16 protein-coding genes are annotated in these 15663 nt (G+C 51.0%); 5 read left to right on the forward strand and 11 right to left on the reverse strand.

The annotated features are described in order from the left end of the window. Positions 1 to 19: 19 nt before the first annotated feature. The 3 genes from pgsA to GQ51_RS04375 form a co-directional block, all read right to left on the reverse strand. Positions 20 to 616 (reverse strand): CDP-diacylglycerol--glycerol-3-phosphate 3-phosphatidyltransferase, encoded by a 597-nt coding sequence (gene pgsA, locus GQ51_RS04365; RefSeq protein ID WP_047550253.1) that lies wholly within the window; start codon positions 614 to 616, stop codon positions 20 to 22. A gap of 37 nt (positions 617 to 653) precedes the next feature. After that, entirely contained in the window at positions 654 to 2453 is a 1800-nt protein-coding gene (uvrC, locus tag GQ51_RS04370; protein ID WP_047550255.1) for an excinuclease ABC subunit UvrC, read from the reverse strand. Between the two features lie 213 nt (positions 2454 to 2666). After that, positions 2667 to 2849, reverse strand: coding sequence for a tautomerase family protein (locus tag GQ51_RS04375; protein ID WP_047550257.1), 183 nt, complete (start codon positions 2847 to 2849; stop codon positions 2667 to 2669). A gap of 190 nt (positions 2850 to 3039) precedes the next feature. Between GQ51_RS04375 and GQ51_RS04380 the strand changes: the two genes are divergently transcribed. From GQ51_RS04380 to GQ51_RS04390, 3 genes are all read left to right on the forward strand, one after another. Continuing rightward, a complete protein-coding gene (locus GQ51_RS04380; RefSeq protein WP_152604112.1) occupies positions 3040 to 3639 on the forward strand; it encodes a hypothetical protein in 600 nt (199 codons plus the stop codon). Between the two features lie 144 nt (positions 3640 to 3783). Continuing rightward, positions 3784 to 4086, forward strand: a complete 303-nt coding sequence (locus GQ51_RS04385) for a BrnT family toxin (RefSeq protein ID WP_047553847.1) — start codon at positions 3784 to 3786, stop codon at positions 4084 to 4086. Beyond that, positions 4058 to 4288, forward strand: a complete 231-nt coding sequence (locus tag GQ51_RS04390; RefSeq protein ID WP_047550267.1) for a CopG family transcriptional regulator — start codon at positions 4058 to 4060, stop codon at positions 4286 to 4288. The genes GQ51_RS04385 and GQ51_RS04390 overlap by 29 nt, the downstream gene beginning before the upstream one ends. 6 nt (positions 4289 to 4294) lie before the next feature. Here the strand turns inward: GQ51_RS04390 and GQ51_RS04395 are convergent, their stop codons facing one another. Next, positions 4295 to 4939 (reverse strand): uracil-DNA glycosylase, encoded by a 645-nt coding sequence (locus GQ51_RS04395; RefSeq protein WP_047550270.1) that lies wholly within the window; start codon positions 4937 to 4939, stop codon positions 4295 to 4297. Beyond that, positions 4929 to 5627: a cation diffusion facilitator family transporter gene (locus GQ51_RS04400; protein WP_052177699.1), complete on the reverse strand. Its 699-nt coding sequence runs from the start codon at positions 5625 to 5627 to the stop codon at positions 4929 to 4931. Before GQ51_RS04400 ends, GQ51_RS04395 begins: the two co-directional genes overlap by 11 nt. A gap of 173 nt (positions 5628 to 5800) precedes the next feature. Between GQ51_RS04400 and GQ51_RS04405 the strand changes: the two genes are divergently transcribed. Together GQ51_RS04405 and GQ51_RS04410 are read left to right on the forward strand one after the other, a co-directional pair. After that, a complete protein-coding gene (locus tag GQ51_RS04405) occupies positions 5801 to 6643 on the forward strand; it encodes a 23S rRNA (adenine(2030)-N(6))-methyltransferase RlmJ (protein WP_047550273.1) in 843 nt (280 codons plus the stop codon). A 69-nt stretch (positions 6644 to 6712) separates the two neighbouring features. After that, complete coding sequence (locus GQ51_RS04410; RefSeq protein ID WP_047550275.1) at positions 6713 to 7255, forward strand: TIGR00645 family protein; 543 nt, start codon at positions 6713 to 6715, stop codon at positions 7253 to 7255. Between the two features lie 6 nt (positions 7256 to 7261). On the opposite strand, the gene GQ51_RS04415 is transcribed toward GQ51_RS04410, so the two are convergent. From GQ51_RS04415 to GQ51_RS04440, 6 genes are all read right to left on the reverse strand, one after another. Continuing rightward, positions 7262 to 8374 carry a DUF2914 domain-containing protein gene (locus tag GQ51_RS04415; RefSeq protein WP_047550278.1) on the reverse strand — a complete coding sequence of 371 codons (1113 nt, stop codon included), beginning with the start codon at positions 8372 to 8374 and terminating at the stop codon, positions 7262 to 7264. Positions 8375 to 8620: 246 nt separating this feature from the next. Then, positions 8621 to 8995, reverse strand: coding sequence for a hypothetical protein (locus GQ51_RS04420; protein ID WP_200884433.1), 375 nt, complete (start codon positions 8993 to 8995; stop codon positions 8621 to 8623). A 286-nt stretch (positions 8996 to 9281) separates the two neighbouring features. After that, entirely contained in the window at positions 9282 to 11861 is a 2580-nt protein-coding gene (gene acnB, locus GQ51_RS04425) for a bifunctional aconitate hydratase 2/2-methylisocitrate dehydratase (RefSeq protein WP_047550283.1), read from the reverse strand. Between the two features lie 112 nt (positions 11862 to 11973). Continuing rightward, positions 11974 to 12303, reverse strand: coding sequence for a hypothetical protein (locus GQ51_RS04430; RefSeq protein WP_052177700.1), 330 nt, complete (start codon positions 12301 to 12303; stop codon positions 11974 to 11976). A 97-nt stretch (positions 12304 to 12400) separates the two neighbouring features. Then, the gene (locus GQ51_RS04435) at positions 12401 to 13930 is read right to left on the reverse strand and encodes a fumarate hydratase (RefSeq protein ID WP_047550286.1); all 1530 of its coding nucleotides are present in this window, start codon (positions 13928 to 13930) and stop codon (positions 12401 to 12403) included. Then, on the reverse strand, positions 13927 to 15558 hold the full coding sequence (locus GQ51_RS04440) for an acyl-CoA synthetase (RefSeq protein WP_047550289.1): 1632 nt from the start codon (positions 15556 to 15558) through the stop codon (positions 13927 to 13929). Before GQ51_RS04440 ends, GQ51_RS04435 begins: the two co-directional genes overlap by 4 nt. Positions 15559 to 15663 lie beyond the last annotated feature (105 nt).

Raw genomic sequence — 15663 nt, forward strand, 5'->3', positions numbered from 1 at the left:
TTACGTAATTTTCACGAGTTTATTTCTGCTTCATTTTCGGCATCGCCGCCCGTAAATAATAAGCCATTGATAGCAATGTTAAAAATGCCGCAACAACAATCAGCACATGCCCAACATCTTTGGTCTTGAATATTCCCAATGCTCCCAGGTCAATATCATTCCAATAGAGTAAGAGCACAATAGCCAGCATCTGCACTGCTGTCTTGACTTTACCTATCATCGCAACGCCCACGCTGCTGCGCTGCCCCTCACCTGCCATCCACTCGCGCAGGGCGCTGATTGCAATCTCGCGCCCGATGATGATCAAAGATACGATTGCGCCCACTCGATCAAACTCAACCAGCACGATAAGCGCAGCGGCCACCATCAATTTATCGGCAACCGGGTCCAGGAAAGCGCCAAACGAGGAGGTTTGTTTCAGGTAACGCGCAAGGTAGCCATCAAGCCAATCGGTCAACGCGGCAATGATAAAAACGGCGGTGGCAAAGACATTAACCTGGTGAGATGGCATTTCACCTAATGTGCGCAGGTTCTCAGGCCAGTAAAATGCCCCTACAAATATAGGAATCAATAAAATGCGTAACCATGTCAGCATGGTTGGGACATTACAAATCATTTAAGCGCACCTCTGTTCAATAAATTGCATATCGCCGCTAATGCAGCTCTCCGTATATTTTCTCAGCCAGCGCCTGGCTGATGCCTTCAACATTGGCGATTTCGTCAATACTAGCACTTTTTACGCCATCTAGCCCGCCAAAGCGAGTCAGCAGGGCTTTGCGCCGCTTGGCGCCTATGCCTTCTATATCTTCCAGGCTGGAATGCATCCTGGCCTTGCCGCGCTTCGCCCTATGCCCGGTGATGGCAAAACGGTGTGATTCATCGCGTATCTGCTGCAACAGATGCAGGCCCTTGTTGTCTTTTTCCAGGTTGATCATTTCACCGGTGTCGGAAAAAATCATGGTTTCCAGGCCTGGCTTGCGCTCTTCGCCTTTGGCAATGCCTACCAGCAGAATGTCATCGAGGCCGACTTCCGCCATGACCTCCATTGCCACACCGAGCTGGCCTTTGCCGCCATCAATAAATATCAGGTCAGGGCGCACGCCCTCTCCTGTCGCCACTTTCCTGTAACGCCGGGTCAGCACATCACGCATTGCCGCGTAATCGTCGCCTGGGGTAATACCGGTGATGTTGTAACGGCGGTATTCGCTATTCTGCATATCGCCGCGGTCAAACACGACACAACTGGCGACAGTCGCCTCACCCATGGTATGGCTGATATCGAAGCACTCTATACGCTCGGTGCTGTCAGGCAAACGCAGCGCTTCGCGCAGTGCCACAAGTTTCGCAGCCTGGTTCGCCGAAGTTGCCGCGCGCTGCCCCAGCGCCAGTTCGGCATTGGTCTGTGCCATTTTCAGCCACACGCGCTTATCGCCGACCGGGTTGGTATTGATCTTCACTTTACGCCCGGCCTGCTCACTCAGCACCTCCTCCAGCACAGCCGTTTCTATTTTGACACCGGTCACGATCAGGGGCGGTGTATTCTGCGCCATGTAATGCTGGCCGATAAAGGCTTCAACACTGTTTTCCAGCGTTTCGCCATCAGTATTTTTCGGCATATAACTGCGGTCACCCAAATGACGGCCGCCGCGTATCATCACCAGATTAATGCAATGCTGCCCCTGCAATTCCGCACAGGCAATCACATCAGCATCGGATACATTAAAGTCGCTTACAAACTGTTTGGCCTGCACCTGGCGCAAAGCCTGTATGCGGTCACGGAATAGCGCAGCCTGCTCATACTCCTGGTTAGCTGCCGCTTTATTCATCTGCTCGCCAAGTGCATCCATCACTTCGCTCGTCTTGCCTTGCAGGAACATGGCAGCCTGATGCACATCATTGCGATAATCTTCACCTGAAATCAACCCTACACACGGAGCGGTACAGCGCTCGATCTGATGCTGCAGGCAAGGCCGGCTGCGATTGGCGAATACGGTATTCTCGCAGGTACGCAGCTTGAACACTTTCTGCAACAGCTGAATGCTCTCGCGTACCGCTACCGAATTGGGAAACGGCCCGAAATACTGATTACCCTTGCGCTGCGCACCACGGTGAAATGCCAGCCGCGAGAACTCGTCCCCGGTTAAAGTAATGTAAGGGTAAGACTTATCATCACGAAACAGCACGTTATAACGCGGCATCAACCCTTTGATCAGGTTGTTTTCCAGCAGCAAAGCTTCTGCCTCGCTGCGCGTCACCGTGGTTTCTATTTTGACAATATTGCTCACCATCATGCGCGTGCGCGGACTAGGCAGGTTTTTATTGAAATACGACGAAACGCGTTTTTTAAGGTCTTTGGCCTTGCCTACATAAATCACCTCGTCCACAGCGTTGATCATGCGGTACACGCCTGGCAGGTTGGGCAGGTTTTTCAGGATAGGTTTAGGATCGAACATAGGCATATTCTAACAGCCCATGACTTGAATGGATTGCATCAGGAGCAACAAATATTCAGCAGGAAAAAATGCCATCCTTGACATTCCGGAGCTTAAAACTTGCTCATAAACCTCTCAAGAATGAATTAAATGTTGAACAAAAAAATAGCGCCTATAAATTCATAGGCGCATTGAGAATATACAGACTTGTTAGACAGTGTTGTATGAAAATTATCAGGAATCCAGCAACTCCCCCGCAATGGCCCAGTCCTCGTAAGCCACTTCCTCAAACGTGATGTAGGTATAGGATTTTGGCTTGTGCGCTACGCGCTCCAGCGTTTCGGTAATTTCTTTGGCAATTTGCGCCTTTTGTTCGCGGGTCACTTCACCAGCGAGTTTGATGTTGACGTATGGCATGGTTAAGGCTCCTTTAGATTGATGTATGCAAGTTAATGTTAATTAATCGTTTTAAAAACTTCAACAAACTATTTAAAACATGAAATATAAATGGAAAATATTCCCACAAATTGGTACATTAAGAGTGCAAGAGAATTAACGGAATCCAACCCTATTCATTAACGCTAAATAATTGATAACGAGAAGACTAATGAAATTACATGTCACACTAATGCTAATACTTATCACAATCACAGGATGCTCCACTCAGCAAGAAACTAGATTGCAATCAGGCAGTTTTTCCAAGGCAACAGCGGCCTCTGCCTCGGAAATAAAGAATAATCGATTTCCAGCTTCTAGCGATGACGATAATGATAAGGCCCAAAAAGAAATTGAAACTAGCCTTAGAGAAACACTTTCATTTTGCCAGCCTCGTTTATCTGGTTTTGAGCAAAAATCGGCTGATCAAGCTAAAAAAGCCTATTGGTTATCTATGACAGGCTTAGTTGCTGGTTCTGTTTTTGCTCCAGCCTTGGCATCCGCAAATGCCGGAGCAAATGCGTCTTGGATATCAGCCTTAAGTGGCTGGTCCGGAGCCACTAACTTTGCTGGGCAGTCACTGAAAACATCTGGACTTAGTGGTGCTTCAATTGCGGAAACTAGAAATACGATAATCAAAAATATCAAGGAGCAGATGGTTATTGCAGCAGATGCATCAAAGACCAATGACGAAAGAAAATCTGCAATTATGAAAATTCATGCTGAGTGTATTGTGTATGAAGTTGCTGTTCCAAACATTCTCGAGCAATAAGCTCGACCTTGTGTTTTGAATAGCATTCAAAAGGGTCCGTCTCAATTGGAATGCCGTAAATTAAGCAACCAAAAGAGTCTTACTGGCTATCATTAAATCCATATAAATATATGGTAATAAATACAGAACAGTCCTACAATGATAATGTCTGAAATATATGGGAAGACCCAATTTGAATGGGATGTGGAGAAAAACGCACTTAATCAAGAAAAACATGGCGTATCTTTTGATATTGCACAATATGCTTTTGCAGACCCAAACCGCGTGATTGCTAAAGACATTACCCACAGCAAAACTGAAGAACGCTTTTATTGCTTCGGAGAAGTTGAAGGTGGAGTTTTGACGGTTCGATTCGCTTATCGCGACTCAGTGATTCGAATTATTGGTGCTGGTTATTGGCGCAAGGGAAAGGTAATTTATGAAAGAGAAAATAAAATACACGAATGAACCGCTTGGTGAGATAAAGGTAATTAAAGACTTTTTACCCTCACCTGCTGAGCTAGCATTCAACGAAGAAGCCGTAAAAGTGACTTTAGCATTAAGTAAAAAGAGTGTTGATTTTTTCAAGTCTGAAGCCATTAAAAACCATACCCAATATCAGCGCATGATTCGCAGATTAGTTGATGCATATGTTGAATCGCATACCTAGATTGCGCTAACACCCTCCCAACTCCCCCACTATCTCCGCAAAAACCCCATGAAACATCGCCTCAGTCAGCCGCTTGGTTTGCGTGTTGTAGCGGCTGCAATGGTAGCTATCAAACAGCACCAAACCATTAGGCAGCACATGCCGCGCGGCGTGACCAAATTTGTAATCCTTGAGTTTCAATCCGAATGCTTTTAGCACCGCTGTGTGTGCAACATTGCCAAGCGCCAAAACCACACTGCCCTTGGTCATCAAATTAAGCTCTGCGGCAATGAACTGGTTGCAGGTGGCAATTTCCGCAGGTAGCGGTTTGTTGTCCGGCGGCAGGCATTTCACGGCATTGCTGATGCGGCAGTTTATGAGTTTTAAATCGTCATCCGCCGACACGGAGATTGGCTTAGTGGCAAAGCCATATTTGTAGAGCGTTTCATACAGCAGCACACCGGCATAATCACCCGTGAACGGGCGTCCGGTCTGGTTGGCACCGTGCATGCCGGGCGCAAGGCCTACGATGACCAGCCGTGCATTGGCATCACCAAACGCCGGTACCGGCTTGCAGAAGTAGCTCGGGTGTTTGCTTTTGACTTCATCCAGAAAATTTGCCAGCCGCGGGCATTGGCGGCAATTGATATCAAACACCGGATCAGTGACCATGCGGGCAACCACTGCCTTGCGGCAACTTATTATCTGCGCGTAATGTTTTTACAATGTCGCGGATTAAATTCAGGGTAAACACCAGCAGCAGTATGGAAATCAGCAGCGATAAGATCGGGTCGATCAGCATCCAGCCGGTAAAATAAATAATCACTCCGGCTGCAACGGCGGCGATTGAACCGAGTAGGTCGCCGATCACATGCAGATATGCCGCACGGTTATTCAGGCTCTCCCCATGATGTTCAGCCTGATGGTGCAGCTGCTTGGCAACGATCAGATTGACGATCAGCCCCAGCGTCGCGATGATCGTGAGCCCCAGCCCCCGCACCTGATGCGGATTCTGAAAGCGATCTATCGCCTCTACCACCACATAAACAATCACCAGCAGCATGGTCACGGCGTTAAAGATAGAAACCGCCAGTTCTGCGTAGCTCACGCCGGACTGATGGCGTGCAACCTGCGGCTTTCTCGCCATCGTACTTGCCATCCACGCCAGCCCAAGCGCAGCTACATCCGAGAACATATGCCCGGCATCGCTCAGCAAAGCCAGCGAGCCGGTATACCAGCTACCCACCGCTTCAACAATTGCAAAAATAAAAATCAGGGCAAATGGAATAAAGTAATGATCGTGGTCATCGTGTGGAGGCGCATGGGTGTGATGGTCGTGACCGTGGCTGTGCTTTGACATATATCGAATATCTTAAATAGTAATTTACAGATGAAATGCTAACTGAAAATGCGGCGCTTTAGGGTGTTTAAGTTTGTTTTTAAGAACCATTTATTCAAGCCAATGGTGGATTAGTCAAAATTCAAAAACCATTAAAAGCTATAATACTGAAACTTTATTTCTAGCCTTATCCCATGTTAAGTTACCGACACGCCTTTCACGCAGGCAACCACGCCGACGTTCTTAAACACTACGTACTCGGGCTGGTACTTGCCTATACCGTACAGAAAGAAAAACCCTACTGGTATATCGATACACACGCCGGCGCCGGCATGTACAGCCTGCGCGAAGGCTATGCCACACATAACGCAGAGTTTGAAGATGGCATACTCAAACTGATTAACGCAAAAAACCTGCCCAAACCGCTTGCCGATTATGTAGCGCAGGTCCAGTCATTCAATACCGGCAATCTGGCGCTTTACCCCGGCTCGCCATCCATTGCGGAATTATATCTGCGTGCCGATGACAGAATGCGCCTGTTCGAGCTGCACCCTAATGATTACAAGATCCTTGACGAAAACTTCCGCAGTTTCGGCAAACAGGTAAAAATAGAAATGCAGAACGGCTTTGCCGGCATTAAATCCTGTTTACCGCCACCGCCGCGCCGCGCGGTCGTGCTGATTGACCCGCCGTACGAAGACAAGCAGGATTACACGCATGTCGTCGACATGATCAAAGACAGCCTGCGGCGCTTCCCTACCGGCACTTATATCATATGGTACCCGATATTGCAGCGCGGGGAACCTGAAGAGATGGTCGACAGTCTCAAAGCTCTGAATGTGCCTGACTGGCTGCATGTTTCCATGTCCATACACGCGCCTTCTGCCGAAGGCTTCGGCATGCATGGCAGCGGCCTGTTCATCATCAATCCGCCATGGACACTGCCCAGCACGCTCAATGAAACCATGGCGCCGCTGACCGAACTGCTGGCACTGGATGAAACTGCGCATTTCACACTGGAAAGCCATATCAGTTAAATAATAATTTAATGATGTGCTGATACAATAAATACCGATTTAAAAACAACCTTAAGGATTTTGATTAATATGCAAGACAAGAAAACCCCATCAGCAACTGCCTACAAACAAAGCAGCGTGATGACTAACATCCTGTTTGGCAGCCGCTGGCTGCAATTGCCGCTTTATTTAGGCCTGATCATTGCGCAGGCTGTTTATGTATTTTTCTTTGGGGTTGAGCTGGTTCACCTGGTTGCAAAAGCAAACCACCTGGTTGAAGCCGACATCATGCTGATCGTACTGGGCCTGATTGACGTGGTGATGATCTCGAACCTGCTGATCATGGTGATTGTGGGCGGTTATGAAACCTTTGTTTCGCGCCTCAATCTTGCAGGCCATCCGGATGAACCCGATTGGCTCTCACATGTAAACGCCAACCTGCTCAAGGTCAAACTGGCAACTGCAATTATCGGCATTTCATCCATCCACCTGCTGAAAACCTTTATCAACGCAGAAAACCTGACTGACAAAGTGCTGATCTGGCAGACAATCATCCACATGACTTTCGTATTTTCAGCCGTTGCAATTGCCTATATCGACAAGCTGATGTCGCACAACAACGAGCAGCACTAAACCTGCTTAATAAACCTGGGTCACCGAATCCGGTGCCACCTGTACATGCTCGACCGAGAACGAATACACCGCAATGGTTTTTTCGTTCTCGGTTTCAACACTCACCCGCCAGTCGCCTTCTGCAAGATTGCTCTTATAGGTATAACCGCGGAAGCCGCCATAACGGCCGCCAGCCAGGCTGAACCCGGCCTTGGATTGCGTTGTCCAGCCTGACTTTTTATCGTAATGCTGCCAGCGATGTATCAACCTGGTTTGCAAGCCTGGGGGAGCAAAAACAGATGAGAAACAGTACACGCGCTGACCTGGCACCAGCTCAAGATCATCACTGCTTTTACGCCAGAATACCCACCACGGCGATGCCTGCTGCCTGAGCAGGTAATTGCCATTCACTTTGTTCAACTCATAAGCCACAGCGATATCCCGTTTGACAAGCGGCACCGGGGGAATCATATCCACGGCATACGCAAACATCAGCAATGCGGCGATAATACCCACGGGCTTGATGCTGCCGTAGTGCTGCGGCGTTTTGCTGTACAGCCAGCAGGCCAGGCCTGCCCCCAATAAAGTGCTCAAATAAAACCAGATGGCATGGATACTGCCCAACATGAATGGCAGTACAAAATTAAACAGCAGCATGGCGCACAAGCCGAACATCGCCCAACTCAAGGTGAAGCGCTTGTACTCACTCTCAAGAAACTCGTTGGCTACAAGCAGAATCCCCAGCACGAACGACATCAGCCATGCCAGCCAATGGCTGGAGCTTTTGAAATACAGAATGAACAGCGCGCTGAATAGACTGCCGAACAGGAACTGCAGCAGGAAATAAGGCAGCCTGGGCGTATGCAGTTTATTTAACAGCAGCAGCACTTTGGCCTGCGGCTTGTCTTCAGCATCGGCCGCATCATCTACCGGCCTGCCGATGATATAGAGGATAGCCGCCGCAACGAACAGGTAGGCAGTAAAAATCGCCAGGTCTGAAGCCATCACATTGCGGCCGATAGTCAGTGCATCCCATATAAAACCGGCAAAAAAGAAAATAACAGGAAAGTAATCGGCAAGCCTGCGTGCATGATGCGTGATGGTCTGCAGCCAGGGTTGTTGCGGCAACTGAAAAATCATTGGATAAAATTACCCGAAAAATTTATAGATTAAAATCTTTACATGAAACAGACAATTCATTGAACGCGTCATTCCGGCGTAGGCCGGAATCCAGGCGGAAATAAACATCAAAGCATTCAGCTTCAATCACTTACATTCAAACCTGACTGGATTCCCGCCTGCGCGGGAATGACGAAATCAAGAACAATTTATAAAAATTTCACTACTGAATAAATTGATAGAAGCGAATCAATTTATAGAAGTGCCCTATATAAAATGGCCGGCTACATAACCGATCACAATACCGGTGATTAGTGCCACCGTCAGCCCGCGATAGGTCAGCACATCCTTGGAATAACCACGCTTGATAGCCACATAAGAAACCAGATAACCAATTGCGTTCAGCAACCAGATAAAGGACAGGCTCAGCACTTTCACGATCAGCGGGCCAATGAACGGCACCAGGCCGATCACGCCGATAATCCACACCAGCACGTGGGAAGCCACGCCCACCAGCAAAACACCGGCTGTAACCGCCTTGGCATGCCAGTTAAAGTGCCAGGCCAGAAAAACAAACACCAGCAACAGAATGCTTAACGGCAGCATCACCTTCCACGCGCCGTGCCTGGGCGGCTTGGTCATCTCTTTGGGGTCGAAAATCTCGGGGACTTCAGGCAGGTGCAGGGTCATATAGCTGAATTCCAAATTAACGTCATACCAGCGTAGGCTGATATCCAGTCAAAGCGGCGTTCATGAATCATTGACAATTTCCACACAGCTTGGCATTTACCTAATCTGGATTCCCGCCTGCGCGGGAATGACGACAGTTGTTATTGCAATTTTCACTGATAAAAGTACTGTCATTATTACTATATCAGCTATCAATTCAGCCTGAACTTCAAATCAGGCTGAATTGATAAATCATTAATTAACCTAACTCTGCAATAGGAATTACCTTCTTACCATTACTCAAAGTTTCCAGCGCGGATCTGTACTCCGTCATCTGGTTAAAGTTCAGGTATTTGTAGATCTCGGCAGTGTTGGCAAGCTTGTTACCCACGGTTTCCATGTACTCGGCATGTGTAGGCATGCGGCCTAATTTGGCGCACACCGCCGCCAGCTCGGCAGAACCCAGGTAAACACGCGCATCCTTACCCATGCGGTTATCAAAGTTACGGGTGCTGGTCGAGAACACGGTCGCTTTGTCTGCCACGCGTGCCTGGTTGCCCATGCACAATGAGCAGCCCGGCACTTCGGTACGCGCACCGGCAACGCCGAATACGGAATACACGCCTTCGTCGCGCAGCTGCGCTTCATCCATGCGGGTTGGCGGCGCAATCCACAAACGGGTCGGGATACCTCCTGCACCTTCCAGCACTTTGGCTGCCGCACGGTAATGGCCGATATTGGTCATGCAACTGCCGATAAACACCTCATCGACTTTATCCCCCACTACAGCCGATAATGGCTTGATGTCGTCCGGGTCATTCGGGCAGGCAACCAGCGGCTCTTTGATTGTATTGAGGTCGATCTCGATCACATGCGCATATTCGGCATCGGCATCCGCTTCCAGCAGTTCCGGTTTAGCCAGCCACGCCTGCATGCTTTCAATACGGCGCTGCAAGGTACGCGCATCCTGATAACCGCTGTCTATCATGTTCTGCAGCAATACGATATTGGAATTGAGGAACTCGATGACCGGCTCCTTATTCAGTTTCACGGTACAGCCGTTGGCTGAGCGCTCGGCAGAAGCATCGGCAAACTCGAACGCCTGCTCCACTTTCAGATCCGGCAGGCCTTCAATCTCAAGAATGCGGCCATTGAATACGTTCTTTTTACCCTGTTTGCCTACGGTCAGCGTACCTTCCTGAATCGCCGCATACGGGATCGCATTCACCAGGTCGCGCAGCGTGATACCTGGCTGCATTTCGCCTTTAAAACGCACCAGCACAGATTCCGGCATATCGAGCGGCATCACGCCCATCGCGGCTGCAAACGCCACCAGGCCGGAGCCCGCCGGGAATGAAATGCCAATCGGGAAACGGGTATGCGAGTCACCGCCGGTGCCGACCGTATCAGGCAATACCATGCGGTTGAGCCATGAGTGGATCACGCCATCGCCGGGTTTCAGGCTCACGCCGCCGCGGCTGCTCATGAACTCTGGCAGGCTGTGCTGCAATTTAATATCCACCGGTTTCGGGTAGGCCGCCGTGTGGCAGAAGCTCTGCATCACCAGATCGGCACTGAAGCCTAAACAGGCCAGCTCTTTCAGTTCATCACGCGTCATGCCGCCGGTCGTATCCTGCGAACCTACCGTTGTTGCCTTGGGCTCACAATAGCTGCCCGGACGTACGCCGGCAACACCGCAAGCCTTGCCCACCATTTTCTGTGCCAGCGTGTAACCCTTGCCGGTATCTTTTGGCGCAACGGCCTGAATGAACAAATCAGAAGCCGGCAGCCCCAGCGCCTTACGGGCATTGCTGGTCAGGCCACGGCCGATGATCAATGGGATACGGCCGCCAGCACGCACTTCATCCGGCATGGTGGTAGGCGCCAGCTCGAAAGTGGAGATGAGCTCGCCTTTTTCATTCAGCACCTGGCCGGCATAAGGCTTGATGGTGATGACGTCGCCGGTCTGCATTTTTGAGACATCGCATTGAATCGGCAATGCGCCTGAGTCTTCTGCAGTGTTGAAGAAAATCGGGGCGATTTTAGAGCCTAAAATCACACCGCCTGTACGTTTGTTGGGGATATTGGGAATGTCATTCCCCATGAACCACTGCACGGAGTTGATGGCAGATTTACGTGACGAGCCGGTACCGACCACATCGCCTACATAGGCCAGCGGCAGGCCTTTCTGTTTCAGGTTTTCAATGGTTTGCAGGCCTTCAGGCATTTTGTTCACCAGCATCGCCTTGGCATGCAGCGGAATATCCGGGCGGCTCCAGGCTTCCTGCGCCGGGCTCAGGTCATCGGTGTTGGTTTCGCCATCCACCTTGAACACCACGACCTTGATCTCATCTGCCAGCACCGGCGCATTGGTGAACCATTCGGCGTTTGCCCATGACTCGATCAGTTTTCTGGCATGCGCATTGCCAGCTTTCATTTTTTCATCAACATCATGGAATGCATCGAACATCAAGGTAGTGTGCGACAGCGCCTTGACCGCGTGTTCGGCCATAGGCGTGTCTAGCAGCGCAACCAGCGCCTGCACGTTGTAACCGCCGAGCATGGTGCCCAGCAGCTGCACCGCTTTTTCTGCACTGACCAAAGGTGAAACCGCCTTGCCGTTTGCAATATCTGACAGAAACGCGGCTTTCACATAGGCAGCCTGGTCTACACCCGCTGGAATGCGGTTCTCAAGCAGGTTTAATAACGTTGCTTCCTCGCCAGCCGGCGGAGTCTTGACCAGCTCCACAAGCTGAGCGACCTGCTCGGCAGAAAGCGGCAATGGCGGGAGGTTCTGGGCTGCACGTTCGGCAACGTGGGAGGCGTAAGCTTTTAACATGGTGACGTGTATCTCTGAGATTAAAAATAATTAAAAAGTATTATACCAAGCCAAGCCAGTAAGTCTGACCATAACCCGGTAAATTGAATGTATGCCCTAATCGGTGCGTATTCTAATTAGTGCGCACTGGAGCTGGCTGGTCGCTATACAGCTCCTTGGCAAACGGCGTGCTGCAGCTTTTGCCGCTGGCGGATGCTTCCAGTTTATCCAGCAGTTCTTTTTCGTAGCCTTTGCCATGCTTTAACTCTAAAAAAGCGCGCACTTCAAACACATCGGCAAAACCATTTTTGTCGGTATCCATCAGCCTGATGTTATCTTCTACCGTTGGCCCGGTATATTTAGCTTCACTATCGGTCAGGTAGCCAAGCAAGTCCTCTGCCAGCGCCGCACCGGACATCAACAGAAAGGCTGATAATAAAACCCATTGATACAAACGCTTCATAGCTGACAATCCAAATATACTCATTAAGTTACACACTCAAGAAAGTGTGACTTAATCTTATATCAAAAGGTGCAATCATGCTGCCTAAATTCGCGTGTTAGTTTGCAGCATGGATCTCTATAGTTTTACCCTCGGCAATCCTGCGCTTCCATTCCTCAGGCCCGGTCGTATGTATCGATTTACCGTGACGATCCACGGCCACCGTCACCGGCATATCCTGCACCGTGAATTCATAGATCGCCTCCATCCCCAGGTCTGCGAATGCAATGACTTCCGCCTTTTTAATGGCTTTGCTCACCAGGTAAGCCGCACCGCCCACCGCGGTCAGATACACGGACTGGTGCCTGGCAATGCCGGCGATGGTTTCTTCACCGCGTTCGGCTTTGCCTACCATGCCCAGCAGGCCTAACTCGCCCAGCATCATTTCGGTGTAATCATCCATGCGTGTTGCCGTGGTCGGACCCGCGGGGCCTACCGCCTCGTCGCGCACAGCATCCACCGGCCCTACGTAGTAAATGAAGCGGTTGCTGAAATCAATCGGCAGTTTCTCGCCTTTTTGCAGCATGGTCGCCAAGCGTTTGTGCGCGGCATCGCGGCCGGTGAGCAGCTTGCCGCTCAGCAGCAGGGTTTGTCCTGGTTGCCAGCTTTGGATGTCCGCTTTGGTCAAAGTATCCAGATTCACGCGCAGGGATTCTGCGCTAGGCGACCAGCTGATATCCGGCCAATCGCTCAAACTCGGTGCTTCAAGCACCGCTGCGCCGCTGCCATCCAGCTCGAAATGCACATGGCGGGTAGCCGCGCAGTTAGGGATGACCGCCACCGGCAGGCTTGCGGCATGCGTCGGGTAATCCAGGATTTTTACGTCAAGCACGGTCGCCAGGCCACCCAGTCCTTGTGCACCTATGCCAAGCTTATTCACTTTTTCAAATATCTCAAGACGCAGTTCTTCCAATCTGTTCTGCGCGCCACGGGCTTTTAGCTCGTGCATATCGATCGGCGCCATCAACGACTCTTTCGCCAGCAGCATGGCTTTTTCAGCGGTGCCGCCGATACCGATACCCAGCATGCCGGGCGGGCACCAGCCTGCGCCCATGGTCGGCACCACTTCCAGTATCCAGTCCACGATGCTGTCATTCGGATTGAGCATGGCGAGTTTGGCTTTATTCTCACTGCCGCCGCCTTTGGCGCCTATACTGACTTCGACCTTGTCACCCGGTACCAGCGAAACATGCACCACAGCCGGGGTGTTGTCTTTGGTGTTGGGGCGTTTGCCTGCCGGGTCGTTCACGATAGAGGCGCGCAGCTTGTTATCCGGCAGCAGGTAAGCGCGGCGCACGCCTTCGTTCACCATCTGCTCAAGCGTCAGGTTGGCTTCAAAGCGTACATCCATACCCACCTTTACAAACGCCACCACAATACCGGTATCCTGGCACAGCGGTCGCTTGCCTTCTGCACACATGCGCGAGTTGGTCAGTATCTGTGCAATGGCATCTTTGGCCGCAGGCGACTGCTCCTGCCGGTGGGCTTCGGCCAGCGCATGGATAAAGTCTGCCGGGTGGTAGTACGAGATGTATTGCAGGGCATCTGCCACGCTCGCAATAAAATCTTCCTGTTTAATGGTGGTCATCGTGATGATTTTGCTGTCGCAATACTCGGGTTAATATCTTTACGCAGTATTTTACCATTCTTGGTACGTGGAAAATCATGTGCGAGATAGACAGTTTTAGGGGCTTTGTAAGCAGCCAGGTGCTGCTTGCCAAACTGCACCAATTCATCCGCCGTCACTTTGGCATCCGGTTTCAGGATCACATAGGCGACGACCAGCAGCTTGTCCTTTTCAACCTCCTCACCCACGGATGCACAATCCGCCACATCGGGGTGGCCTTTGTACACACGCTCGATTTCATAGGGGGAAACCCGGTAGCCAAAGCTCTTGATGATGTCATCCTTGCGCCCCAGGAACCAGATATAACCATCGGCATCATATTTTGCATAGTCACCGGTGAAAAAATACCCGTCATGCTTGTATTTCCTGGTTTCTTCATCCAGGTTCCAGTAACGCAGGAATAAGCCCGGGTCACTGTCCGGCACGCAGATCATGCCCTCCTCGCCCGCCGCTACCGGCTCCATGGTTTCAGGGTTGAGCAGGCGGATGCTGTGCCCAGGCTGCGGAAACCCGGCAGAACCCGGGCGTATCGGCCGGTAAACGCTTTGCGACAGGTAATAGGAAAACTCGCTCATGCCCACGGCCTCGTAGATGTTGAGGCCAAAACGCGCATGCCATTGCGTGAGCACTTCGTCGGACAAGTGTTCGCCGGCACTCATGAAATGGCGCATGCTCGGCAGCTCGGCCCCGGCAGTCGTGGTTTTTTGCAGAATCTGCCGGTAGATGGTAGGCACGCCGATGAAGATAGTCGCGGCATGTTTTTGAATCAAATCCAGCCATTTTTGCGCGTCGTTCTTGCCTTCATGCACGATCACGGTCTTGCCCAGGTACAGCGGATCCATGAGGCCGGTACCCAGCACATAGGTCCAGTTGAACTTGCCGGAATGCATGATGCGGTCATGCACCGCATCGCTGTAATTAAACCAGTAACTGGCGGCAGGCTGGCGCCCGATCAGCGCACGGTGCGCATGCAGCACGCCTTTCGGGTAGCCTGTGGTGCCTGAGGTATAGACCAGGTAGGCCGGGTCCTCGGCCCTGGTTGGATATGGCGCATCAAACTGCGCGGTCGTATCCAGGCTGGACTGCAAACTCAGCACATTGAATCTGGGGTGCGCCTCAACCTGTTTTGCCTGTGATAACAGGATATGTTTCAGGTCAGGGGCTTCGGCGATGGTATCTGCCATGCCATACCACGCAGTGGCATCGGTCACCAGCACCACCGCGCCTGAATCCTTAGCCAGGTAAGCCACTTCTTCAGCCGTCAGCAGGGTTGACGTCGGCACAGAAATCGCGCCTATTTTCATCGCCCCCAGGAATGCGATCGGGTAATCCAGGCTATTCGGCAGGCGAATCAGCACGCGGTCACCGGGCTTGACCCCCAAACCGCGCAGCACCTGCGCAAACTGGCTGGTTTTGCGTGCCAGCTCGCCAAACGTGATAGTCGCTGTTCCCAGCGCATCGTCTTCAACGATCATGGCGACATGATCCTGCTGTGCAGTGCCAAGGTGCTTATCGGTACATGCCACGCCGATGTTGAAGTGTTCGGGAACGTCCCAAACCCACTCAGGAAATTGTTCAAACGTTTGCATTATTCAATCCTTCTATAAATTCAGATTTTCGGGATGAAGCACAAGGCGTGCAGCGCGCAGACCCCGAGATAGTACGCTAGTACAGCGAGGGGTTGAGCACTGCAC

Source organism: Methylotenera sp. G11, assembly GCF_000799735.1.
In the GTDB taxonomy this organism is placed as follows: Bacteria; Pseudomonadota; Gammaproteobacteria; order Burkholderiales; family Methylophilaceae; genus Methylotenera.